The organism is Peribacillus sp. TH16 (assembly GCF_016651095.1).
Taxonomy (GTDB): Bacteria; Bacillota; Bacilli; order Bacillales; family DSM-1321; genus Peribacillus; species Peribacillus butanolivorans.
Genome location: NZ_JAEKEM010000009.1, coordinates 1030452 through 1042272, shown reverse-complemented (window position 1 = coordinate 1042272; position 11821 = coordinate 1030452). Strand labels below are relative to the sequence as shown.

Below are 11821 nucleotides of genomic sequence, written 5' to 3'. Positions count from 1 at the left end.
AAGAGCCCATGCGGAGATGGGTTCTTATTTCTTTGCTTTAATTTTACCGGTCCACATTTTGAAACCGCCTTTTAGGTGAAACAGTTCTTTGTAACCTTTTTTGTATAGCATGGCTGCAGCTCTTCCGCTGATGATTTCGCTTTGAGCGTACAAGTATACAGGCTTGTCCGGCCTAATTTCGACCAGGCGTGTTTTCATTTGAGTCATAGGGATGTTTCTTGCGCCTAAGATATGACCATTATCAAATTCATTTGGTTCCCGCACATCGATTAGTTGTACTTTTCTGTAGTTAGCAATAAATTCATCCTGTGTTAACGTTTTAACGATTTTACGCTGGCGGTACCAATTAAAAAGTGAATACGCAATAACCACTCCTATGATGATGAGCAGTGTATATAATAATTCCAAACATAAAAACTCCCTTCTACCTAACGAATACAGACAATCTTTATTATATAATTGCTTTAACTAATAATCAAAAAATATTTTCGTAAAATTCTTTATCGACTTAATGGTACTTTCTTTTTTAGAGTGTTAAAGTCTGTTAAACTACTAAATGTGAGTTTTTTTATGACGGAATTACTGACTTACTTTTAAACAGTCTACATGAAATGAGGGGTAAGGATGACAAAAGAAAAATGGGGATTTATAGATTCTGGATATTGTTCACCGGCTTTTAATATGGCGATGGACGAAGCTCTTTTAAACTGGCAGAGTAAAGGGGAAATACCACCGATTATCCGCTTTTACGGTTGGGACCCAGCTACATTGTCGATTGGTTATTTTCAAAAGGCAGAATCTGAAATTGATATAGAAGAAGTTAAAAGGCAGGGCCTCGGTTTTGTTCGCAGACCAACAGGAGGACGTGCTGTACTGCACGAACATGAATTGACTTATAGCGTAATTGTCCCAGAATCCTATCCGGGAATGCCTACTACTGTTACTGAGGCATATCGAGTTATTTCTGAAGGAATATTAATGGGGTTCAGGAATCTTGGATTGGATGCTTATTTTGCTGTACCTCGAACCGATCAGGAGAAAGCGGCTTTAAAAGCACCCAAGTCTTCCGTCTGTTTTGATGCGCCAAGCTGGTATGAATTGGTCGTTGAGGGCCGTAAGGTAGCTGGCAGTGCACAAACAAGGCAAAAGGGCGTCATCCTTCAACACGGGGCCATTTTACTTGAACTTGATGATGAAAAGCTCTTTAGCGTGTTTAAATTCTCAAATGACAGGGTTAAAGAGAGAATGCAAAAAAACTTAAAAAACAAAGCCGTGGCCATAAATGACATTGCCGGAAGAAAGATTACCATCCCAGAAGCAAAAGATGCTTTTGAAAAAGGTTTTGCCGATGGACTTTCGATCGAATTAGAGCCATACGTCCTCACTGAACAGCAATTGCTGGAAGTGAAAGCCATTGCAGAAAGCAAATATGAAAGCGATGAATGGAATTTTTTGAGATAGAAGAAGCAGGATAATTAGAACAGATAATAAAAATGTTTTTTCAGATTTTTGCAAACAAATAAGCTTTTCCTTGCAACGATAAGCACTAACAAGGACAGGGAAAAAGCAAGGTTCAAATTAATTGAAATCTGATGAAAAATTATTATAAATCGACATTTTCCTCCCTTTTACTAACTATATTAATTGATTTATCGTTTGACAAAATTAAAAGTTAATCAACACAAACACAATATATAGTAGTCGAAATATTTATTACGACACTATATATTGATTTTTGAGTTTCGCTATGATAAATTTAGGGTAACTTGTTAAGCGAAACGGACATGTAAGACTACATATAAATTTTTGCAGCAAGAACGGATCTTGAAACATATAAAGGAGAGGGAATTATGTCGGTTGTAATAAAAGAAGCTTTAAAGGTTGATCTAGAAAGGTTGAATAAGGATATTTCTTTATTTCCCCAGGTCCATCCTGTAACAGCTGATATGAAAATGACGCATAAAGGCGTGTCCCGTCTAGTTATGCTTGACCGCTATTCTTTTAAGGATACTGAAAAAATTACGCTCTCGACTGGCGATTTTGTAGTATTGACGATTAAGGAAGATCCGAAATTCCCTGCACGGGGTCTTGGTTACATCGTTGAAATAGATTGGGAAACGAAAAAAGCTAAGGTATTAGTGGATGATGAATTTCGCGGAGCATTAGATAACCCGGAAGAAGTGGCAACGGGGATTGTAAATCGACCGCTTGATATCATTGAAAAGCCGCTTGAAATATACTATGAACAAATTGCAAAACGTAATGCAACGGGATTGGCTTCAGTGGAAAAGACTGAGGAAAAAAGAACGGAATGGTTCAATAAGTTCTATGAAGAATTAAAGAACCTTAATTTTGTCCCAGCAGGACGTGTATTATATGGAGCCGGTTCTAACACGGATGTTACTTATTTTAATTGCTATGTAATGCCATTTGTTCCGGATTCACGCGAAGGAATTTCCGAACATAGAAAGCAAGTCATGGAAATCATGAGCCGCGGAGGCGGTGTAGGTACGAACGGATCGACACTTCGTCCAAGAAATACATTGGCAAAAGGGGTAAATGGAAAATCCTCCGGTTCAGTTTCATGGCTTGATGATATTGCGAAATTGACCCATCTTGTTGAACAGGGCGGAAGCAGACGCGGTGCACAAATGATTATGCTTGCGGATTGGCATCCAGATATTGCTGAGTTCATTATTTCGAAAATGCAAAATCCACGGATTCTTCGCTACTTAGTGGAAAACACAAAAGATGAAACCATCAAAAAGTACGCTACAGATAAATTAAAATTCACTCCGCATACCGAACAGGAAACGGCTATGTACCAAGGTATCATCAACTATAAAGAGATTCCGGGTTTAGGCGGATTTAGCGAGAAAATCATTAGAGAGGCCGAGGAAAAGGTTCGTACAGGCGGAACGTACAGTGTCCATAATGCCGATTTTCTAACAGGCGCCAATATCTCGATTTGCTTGACTAAGGAATTTATGGAAGCTGCCGAACAAGATGGCGAATATGAATTGCGTTTCCCGGATGTTGAAAGCTATAATGCTGAAGAAATGGCGATTTATAATGAAGAATGGCACAATGTCGGTGATGTACGTGAGTGGGAAAAAATGGGCCGCAAAGTCCGTGTTTACCGTAAAATCCGAGCTAAAGAGCTTTGGAACTTAATTAATATTTGTGCTACTTATTCTGCAGAGCCGGGTATTTTCTTTATTGATAATGCTAACGAGATGACAAATGCAAAAGCATACGGACAACAAGTTGTAGCAACGAACCCATGTGGTGAACAGCCACTGGCTCCATACTCTGTGTGTAACCTAGCAGCTGTCAATTTAGCAGAAATGGCTGATAAAGATAACAAAACAGTTAACTTTGAGAAACTTAAGCAGACCGTAGAAGTGGGTGTGCGTATGCAGGATAACGTCATTGACGCGACCCCTTACTTCTTAGATGAAAACAAGAAACAAGCACTCGGCGAGAGACGGGTTGGTCTTGGTGTTATGGGTCTACATGATTTGTTAATCTATTGTGAAACGGAGTACGGATCTGAAGAAGGGAATATCCTGGTAGACAAGGTGTTTGAAACGATTGCAACTACAGCTTACAGGACTTCAGTAGACCTTGCTAAAGAAAAGGGCAGTTTCCCGTTCCTAATCGGGTCAACTGATGAAGAAACGAATGAGCTTAGAACGCGTTTCACTCAAACTGGGTTTATGGAAAAAATGCCAGAAGATATCAGAGAAAGTGTTGCTGCACATGGCATCCGTAATTCTCATTTATTGACTGTTGCTCCTACAGGCAGTACAGGTACGATGGTTGGGGTATCTACTGGTCTTGAACCATATTTCTCTTTCACCTATTTCCGTAGCGGTCGTCTTGGTAAATTCATTGAGGTTAAGGCTGACATCGTACAGGAATACTTGGATCGTCATCCAAAAGCGGATCCAGAAAAGCTTCCGAAATGGTTCATTTCTGCAATGGAATTGGCTCCTGAAGCACATGCTGACGTTCAATGCATTATTCAACGCTGGATTGACAGTTCGATTAGTAAAACGGTTAACGCTCCTAAAGGATATACCGTTGAACAAGTAGAAAAAGTATATGAACGTCTATACAAAGGCGGAGCAAAAGGCGGTACGGTATATGTAGATGGAAGCCGTGACAGTCAGGTTCTTACGCTTAAAGCAGAAGAAAATCAAATGGATGAGCAACTTGAAATGGATGAATTAACAGATGTGGAAGAAAAGAAAAAAGTCGTATTGGTTGATACGATAAATGAACTGCGTTCGACGAATGTTACGATTGGGTCGGAAGTAGGTAACACCTGTCCTGTTTGCCGTAAAGGTGAAGTTCAGGAAATGGGCGGATGTAATACATGCACGAATTGTGGCGCACAATTAAAATGCGGCCTATAAGCTTGATTTAAGAAAGTCGTTAAGGTATAGCTGAAAAGCTGATCTTAACGGCTTTTTTTTGCAAATCTAAGAGTGTATTCAATATTTTGAAATTTTAAAGGTTACCTTTTATTGGTCTGTAAACTATTAATTGTTATTCATTTTCGTGAAGGCTTTTCTTTATATATGGTTAAACTACAATGTATTAACTATGATGGGGTGTATGAATGGAAAATCAGAAATGCGATAATACGAAGGTAAGTGCTTGGTGTATTGTAAGCATGGCTTCGATTCCGCTCGTCATGACACTAGGAAATTCTATGCTTATTCCGGTGTTGCCGGTTTTTGAAGAAAAAGTGAACATAACATCCTTTCAGTCGAGTATGATAATCACCAGTTATTCAATCGCTTCCATTTTTCTAATTCCAGTAGCAGGTTACTTGTCTGATCGCATTGGAAGGAAAAAAGTTATCCTACCCAGCCTGATTTTAGCTTTGATAGGTGGTTTGATTGCTGGTTTTGTTTCCTGGAAGATGGACAATCCGTATACCTGGATTATCTTGGGCCGCGTTCTACAAGGGATTGGTGCGGCTGGGGCAACTCCAATCGTCTTGCCGTTAGTAGGCGACCTTTATAAAGCTGATGATGAGAAAACAAGTTCCTGTTTAGGCATAATTGAAACATCGAATACCTTCGGGAAAGTGTTAAGTCCGATTTTAGGATCCTTATTCGCTTCACTTATTTGGTTTTTACCGTTCTTTTCTATTTCCTTTTTTAGTTTAATTTCGATTGTTCTCGTTTTTTTCTTTATAAAAGTACCGAAGAATAATCATGCACCAATAAAGTTCAAAGAATTTTTAAATAAAACGAAAGTAACCTTTGAGGAGGGAGGAAAGTGGCTTTCCGTTGTATTCCTATTGGGCGTTTTTGTCATGCTTGTTCTTTTTGCAGTGCTATTTTTTTTATCGGAAAGTCTAGAAAAATTACATGATTTAAAAGGCATTAAAAAAGGCTTTGTCTTGGCGATCCCTTTGTTCTTCTTATGTATCTCCTCTTATGTGGCGGGAAGGAAGATAAAAGGAAGCATACCGTTGATGAGAAGGATTATATTGATTAGCTTAATATTAATGTCAGGAAGTATAGTTTTTGTTGGCTATACGAAGGAAAAAATTGTGTTGCTGCTTATAATAACAAGTGTATTAGGAATCGCGATTGGTGCCATGCTTCCAACTTTGGATGCGCTCATTACTGAAAATATTGAAAAGACACAGCGGGGAACAATTTCCTCTTTCTATAGTTCTGCACGATTTATTGGTGTTGCAGCAGGACCACCACTCATGTCAGTGTTAATGAAAAACTATTTAAATATAAGTTATATTATTGCCGGAGTATTTGGTATTATCTTGCTTTTCCTTGCGTTTAAACTCCTTAAAGAAAATACAATGAAAATGAATGCAGAAGAGAAGACCGAGTCTTAGGATTCGGTCTTCTTTGCTTCATTCATTTGTCAGCCATTTTCATTTTGTTGGGCAATTTCCTTTTCGGCCAAGTATTGGTTTCCATCCTTTAACACCGAGTATTCATCGACAGAGTCTCCAGGGACATTCCGGGGATTGGGAAATTTATTATCTGTTTGTACGGTAATTACTTGTTTACCCATTCCATTTGTCAAGAAGTCTTGCTTTTTAGTCATATCACATCTCCCATACTTGAATTTACCAATTAGAATCAATCATGAGGATAATTGAATTAAGAAAAACTATCCTTATAAGTTAGATTGTCTAGTTTGAATAAAAGTATGAACAAATCCGAAAAAGAATGGAGAAGTATATGAAACCATTTATCCCACAGCTAGTATATATTGAGCCAAGAGCACTGGAATACCCGCTTGGCCGAGAATTAAAAAAGAAATTTGAGGATATGAATATTGAGATCCGTGAAACGACTTCACATAATCAAATTAGAGATTTACCTGGGGATAATGATTTGCAAAAATATCGTGTCGCCAAGTCGACGCTGGTTGTGGGAATCAGGAAAACGTTGAAGTTCGACTCGTCTAAGCCATCTGCAGAATATGCTATCCCGCTTGCTACTGGGTGTATGGGTCACTGTCACTATTGTTATTTACAGACGACGCTAGGTACAAAACCATACATTAGGACATACGTGAATCTTGATGAGATTTTCGAAGCAGCTGAAAAATATATAAACGAAAGAAAACCTGAAATTACCCGCTTCGAGGCGGCATGTACTTCTGATATTGTCGGCATTGACCATTTGACACATTCATTAAAAAGGGCCATTGAATATTTTGGTAAAAGTGAAAACGGTGTTCTCCGATTTGTAACTAAATTTCATCATGTCGATCATCTATTGGATGCCGAACATAATGGGAAAACAAGATTTCGGTTTAGTATTAATTCACGTTACGTGATCAAGAATTTTGAGCCTGGAACTTCGAGCTTTGAGGAAAGAATGGAAGCGGCACGCAAGGTAGCAGGTGCAGGATACCCATTAGGTTTTATCGTTGCACCAATATATCGTCATGAAGCATGGAAGGAAGGCTACTTTGAACTATTCGAGCGGTTAAGTGAGGCATTAGAAGGGGTGGATATTCCTGATTTAACTTTTGAGTTAATCCAGCATAGGTTTACTGGTCCTGCAAAAAAAGTGATTCAAAAAAATTACCCTAAAACAAAATTGGAACTTGATGAAACGAAACGGAAATATAAATGGGGTCGCTATGGCATTGGGAAATATGTGTATCAAACTGAAGAAGCAGCAGAACTTGAATCAACTATCCGAGGGTATATAGCGAAGTTTTTCCCAAAATCGGAAATTCAGTATTTTACCTGATGAAAGGTTGTTTCTATATAAATCAGTCATAAATCGCTCTAATCCTGCTTAAAAATGTAAAGACCGGATTAGAGGAGGGCAGCAATGATTATTGACGGCGTTTTTTCCGGAGGCGGGATTAAGGCATATGGTTTAGTAGGAGCCCTGCAGGAATTGGAGGAACGTGGATTTGTATTTAAAAGGACAGCTGGAACGAGTGCAGGCTCAATTATAGCAGCTTTTTTAGCTGCAGGTTATACAGGAAAAGAAATGGAAGAGGTTTTTCTTGATATAGAATTAAGTAGCCTGTTGGATAAGAGGCGGGGCCTTTTGCCTATCCCACTTGCCAAGTGGCTACTTGTTTATTGGAAATTAGGTTTATATAAAGGGGAGGCCTTGGAAAATTGGGTTGCGGGTAAACTAGCAGAAAGGAATGTAGTCACCTTTAATGATGTTCCACCAAATTCTCTCCGTATTATTACCTCTGATATTACACATGGGAAATTGGTAGTGCTTCCTGATGAGTTACCGAACTATGGAATCGATCCAAGCACTTTTCCAGTGGCCAAGGCGGTAAGAATGAGTTGTAGCATTCCATATTTCTTTGAACCAGTAAAGCTGAATGTTGGGAAAAGTACGTTTCTATTTGTTGATGGAGGCGTGTTAAGCAATTTTCCAATGTGGTTATTTAATTCAGACCATGTAAGAAAGGAACGACCAGTCATAGGCTTACGTCTTAGTGCAGATGAGATATGGAAGCCGCATGAAGTGGATAATGCGGTTGAATTGTTCTCAGCACTATTCAAGACGATGAAAGATGCCCATGATGCACGTTATATTTCCAAGAAACATGTTCAGAATATTGTATTTATCCCGATGAAGGGGATCTCCGCTATGGATTTCAACTTGAATGATGAAAAAAAAGGAGAGTTAATGAATCGTGGTCGTCAGTTTACTAGAGAATTCTTAAAGCATTGGACATATTAAAAAAGAAAAATCGGGCTCTTAAAAAGAAGCCCGATTCAGTTTGTAGACAAAAGGGGTCCAGAATGTTTTAATTCTGGACCCCTTTTGAAATTCCCTTTGAATTTTGATCAAGATTAAGAGATTGGGCCTCTACGAGCCCACTTTATTAAGCCATTATTGGACCTTGCCATGTCCAATTGGCAATCTTCTTTAAATTCATGGCAGCGAATGTAAGCATCGCCTGCATCGACAATTTTTTAAGTCCCCTTAAAGTAGTCCAACGCATACCATGCTTTTCTTTTGCATCTGCGAATACACGCTCTATTGTTTCTTTGCGTTTCGCATATATAGGTTTTACATCCTTGTGGTGACGCAGATGATCTGCTTCTTCCATATAATTTTGCCAGATATGGCGTGTCACCACTTTTTGATGGTCTTTGCTTACTGTACACTGTGATAAAAATGAGCATGTCGCACAAGTGTGTTTGGGTGATTTGTACTCGCGATAGCCCTCTTTATTTGTTGTTGAGTACTTTAAAATCTCGCCCGATGGGCAGAGATAACAATTAAAATGTTCATCGTAAACATAGTCATGCTTGCGAAAGAACCCTTCTTTTGTTCGTGGACGTGTATAGGGTAAAGCTGGTGTGATTTCTTTCCCAAAAAGGTAGCTTGTAATGGCTGGTGTTTTGTAAGCTGCATCTGCGGCAACAGCTTCAGGTTTTCCAACTTTCTCAATCACTTGTTCAACAAGAGGCTCTAAGATATGACTATCATGCGTATTTCCTGGTGTTACAATCGTCCCCAGCACAAAACCGTTGCGGTCTGCAGCCGCATGAAATGAATAGGCAAACTGTTTTGTTCGTTCATCTTTTACATAGTAGCCACTCTCAGGGTCAGTTGAACTTTCTTTAATTTCTTTGGTTTCTTCTTTATCAAATTTATCCGGTGGAAAAGGCTTCTTTCCATTGTTTTCACGATCTTGATTTATTTCTTCTTGAAGGCGTCCTTGATATGCTCGTGTTTCCTTACGAACGATTTTCTTTTCGAATTTCCGCTTATTCGCACTGGCTTTCACATGTGTTGAATCAACGAATACGTGCTCTGCACTAATTAACTTTCTTTCTGAGGCTGTCATTAAGATACGATAAAAAATCTGTTCAAACAGGTCTGTATCTTTAAAGCGACGCTCATAATTTTTCCCGAACGTTGAGAAGTGAGGTACTTTATCATGGAAACCGTAACCTAAAAACCAACGGTAAGCCATATTCGTTTCAACTTCTTCAATCGTTTTACGCATCGAACGAATACCGAAGGTATATTGAATGAATGTCAATTTAACTAAAATAACTGGATCAATACTTGGGCGGCCTATCTCTGAATACATCTCTTTCACCAAGTCATAAATGAAAGTGAAGTCAATGGCCCCCTCAATTTTACGAACCAAATGGTTCGCTGGCACCAGTTGATCCAAAGTAATCATTTCAAGTTGATCTCGCTGAATAGAATTATGTTTCGAAAGCATCGTCATCACCTCAAGTTTTAATACTCCTATATTAAAACAAAAAAGACTGTAGGAAAAAGTGTTTATTTCTAATTGTTAAAACAAAGTTGATTGGAACGGAAGGTGCGAGACTCCTGCGGGAAAAGCCCCACAGGCGCAAAGGCGCCGAGGAGGCTCCCTGACCGCCCGCGGAAAGCGAGTGCCTGGAGTGGAAATCAACGTTCGAATTTTTACACCCCCTCAAAAAAACTGTAGACAAACTCGATTTTCATCGAGTTTGTCTACAGTCTGAATCGGGCTCTTAAAAAGAAGCCCGATTTTTCTTTTTATTCTTTTTCCCTTCGATGACGGTTAAGTGACTATCTGATTTCTTTCGCACTTTTATTTTTTTAGACGATTTTGCTGCAGAGAAGCTAGCCACATTATCCTTTTTCGAAGTTCGGTTCTTTAGCCTTTTTTTCGATTGGCGTGCAGCCTTTCGAAACGCCTGTTGCTCTTTTTTTACTGGTTTTCCCTTTGTTAATCCGGTATAAATCATATAAATAATCCCTGCGACAATGGCAATTATAAGAATGTTTCTAAAAAAGCCAATCGGGTCATTAAACAGTCGGCTCATTAGTCCGAGGACTCCGAGGGCGATGATTCCGTATATCATGAATGATATGAAACGTTTCAACAAAGACACCTCCTTAAGAGCATCATAAGCATTTCTAGCTTATTTTAAACATTATTCATGTAAAATATTTGAAAAAATGAAGATTATTCTCTTTGTTTAGTATATGATTTTTCATAATCATATTGTGATAGATGTTTTACACAATAACATCCGTTTCTAAACCTTTTTCCGTCCTTTTTTCCAACCTTAACAGTTCATGAAAGGAAGCCAATGCGACTTCGACCTGATCGTCGGAAGGAGCTTTTGTAGTCAATAATTGAAGCCAAAGACCAGGATAACCAAGGTAACGCAGAACTGGAATATCTCTCACTTTGTTTGTCAACTGCAATACCTCGAAGGAAATGCCAAGCACGACGGGAATAAGTAACACTCGATCCACGACACGTAGCCATAAAGGGTCGATTGGGACGAGCATATAGACAAACATACCAACAATGACAGTAAATAAAATAAAGCTGCTACCGCAACGATAATGAAGCCGTGAACTTGCCTGCACATTGGCGACAGTCAATTCTTTCCCGCTTTCAAAACAATTAATCACTTTATGCTCTGCACCGTGATATTGAAAGACTCGCTTGATTAATGGTGTCATGGATACTAGGTAAATGTAAATGAGCAGTAATATCAACTTAAACAAGCTTTCCATTAAAACCTGAGCCATATGACCAGGAAAAATAGGTCTTGTTAATGCTGCAAGAAAGACTGGAATCAGTGTAAACAGCAATTTACCAAATAAGAAGGAAAGTACCCCGATTACGGCAACTCCAAGCCATACACTTAGTTTTGAAGATTCCTTTGTTTCTGTTTTCTTTTCTTCTATCTTTTCCCCGCCTTCTTCTTCATACTGCTCTGTGGAAAAGTTTAGATGTTTTGAGCCGGTAGCGCTCGACTGAATCAGTGAGACAATTCCCCGTAAAAACGGTATTTTTTTTAAGCGATTGACAGCAGGCTTGGATTCACGCGGTATATGGTAATACACAATCGTTGAATCTTTGCGGCGGACAGCAGTGACTGTATGGTGTTTGCCGCCAAACATGACGCCTTCCACTACAGCCTGCCCTCCATAAACAGGTTTTTGAACCTCAGACATTTCTACACCAACCTAATAGTTATTCACGTAGCTCTCTCATGGGTGCTATCATGTTTATTATCAAGTATTCACAAGGTATAAGACCCTATAGAACCGCCCCTCTCAAAGATCAAGGGACGAATAAATGGAGGACTACTCCTTGCAAATACTTTATGAATGATGAATCGCAGGAAAGAAGTATCCTGTGTACATATAAAATTCAACAGAGGATGGACATAATCCTCTGAAAAAAGCACATTATTTATGTTTTTATCATACAGAATAAATCCAAAAACCTCTAGTAAATCTCCTCACTACGGATAAAATAAAATAGTTCTATTTAACAAAGGGCATACTACGTAGCGGAGGTG

General features: G+C 38.9%; 10 protein-coding genes. 5 read left to right on the top strand and 5 right to left on the bottom strand.

The annotated features are described in order from the left end of the window. Positions 1 to 24: 24 nt before the first annotated feature. Positions 25 to 408 carry a rhodanese-like domain-containing protein gene (locus tag JFV29_RS19015; protein ID WP_053346934.1) on the bottom strand — a complete coding sequence of 128 codons (384 nt, stop codon included), beginning with the start codon at positions 406 to 408 and terminating at the stop codon, positions 25 to 27. A gap of 216 nt (positions 409 to 624) precedes the next feature. On the opposite strand from JFV29_RS19015, the gene JFV29_RS19010 reads away from it, so the two are divergent. From JFV29_RS19010 to JFV29_RS19000, 3 genes are all read left to right on the top strand, one after another. Then, positions 625 to 1461 carry a lipoate--protein ligase family protein gene (locus tag JFV29_RS19010; RefSeq protein WP_201185787.1) on the top strand — a complete coding sequence of 279 codons (837 nt, stop codon included), beginning with the start codon at positions 625 to 627 and terminating at the stop codon, positions 1459 to 1461. Between the two features lie 389 nt (positions 1462 to 1850). Continuing rightward, entirely contained in the window at positions 1851 to 4421 is a 2571-nt protein-coding gene (locus tag JFV29_RS19005) for a vitamin B12-dependent ribonucleotide reductase (RefSeq protein WP_201185786.1), read from the top strand. Between the two features lie 206 nt (positions 4422 to 4627). Further along, entirely contained in the window at positions 4628 to 5878 is a 1251-nt protein-coding gene (locus JFV29_RS19000) for an MFS transporter (RefSeq protein ID WP_201185785.1), read from the top strand. 29 nt (positions 5879 to 5907) lie between these two features. Here JFV29_RS19000 and JFV29_RS18995 read toward each other — a convergent pair whose 3' ends face one another. Next, on the bottom strand, positions 5908 to 6093 hold the full coding sequence (locus JFV29_RS18995; protein ID WP_201185783.1) for a hypothetical protein: 186 nt from the start codon (positions 6091 to 6093) through the stop codon (positions 5908 to 5910). 137 nt (positions 6094 to 6230) lie between these two features. On the opposite strand from JFV29_RS18995, the gene splB reads away from it, so the two are divergent. Together splB and JFV29_RS18985 are read left to right on the top strand one after the other, a co-directional pair. After that, positions 6231 to 7256, top strand: a complete 1026-nt coding sequence (gene splB, locus JFV29_RS18990) for a spore photoproduct lyase (RefSeq protein ID WP_201187945.1) — start codon at positions 6231 to 6233, stop codon at positions 7254 to 7256. Between the two features lie 84 nt (positions 7257 to 7340). Next, entirely contained in the window at positions 7341 to 8222 is an 882-nt protein-coding gene (locus JFV29_RS18985) for a patatin-like phospholipase family protein (protein WP_201185782.1), read from the top strand. 145 nt (positions 8223 to 8367) lie between these two features. Here JFV29_RS18985 and JFV29_RS18980 read toward each other — a convergent pair whose 3' ends face one another. The 3 genes from JFV29_RS18980 to JFV29_RS18970 all read right to left on the bottom strand — a co-directional run bounded on the left by JFV29_RS18980 (position 8368) and on the right by JFV29_RS18970 (position 11471). Then, complete coding sequence (locus tag JFV29_RS18980; protein WP_201185073.1) at positions 8368 to 9726, bottom strand: IS1182 family transposase; 1359 nt, start codon at positions 9724 to 9726, stop codon at positions 8368 to 8370. Between the two features lie 280 nt (positions 9727 to 10006). Continuing rightward, positions 10007 to 10381, bottom strand: a complete 375-nt coding sequence (locus JFV29_RS18975) for an SA1362 family protein (RefSeq protein ID WP_053346927.1) — start codon at positions 10379 to 10381, stop codon at positions 10007 to 10009. Between the two features lie 136 nt (positions 10382 to 10517). After that, positions 10518 to 11471, bottom strand: a complete 954-nt coding sequence (locus JFV29_RS18970) for a DUF1385 domain-containing protein (RefSeq protein WP_056526006.1) — start codon at positions 11469 to 11471, stop codon at positions 10518 to 10520. Positions 11472 to 11821: the final 350 nt, after the last annotated feature.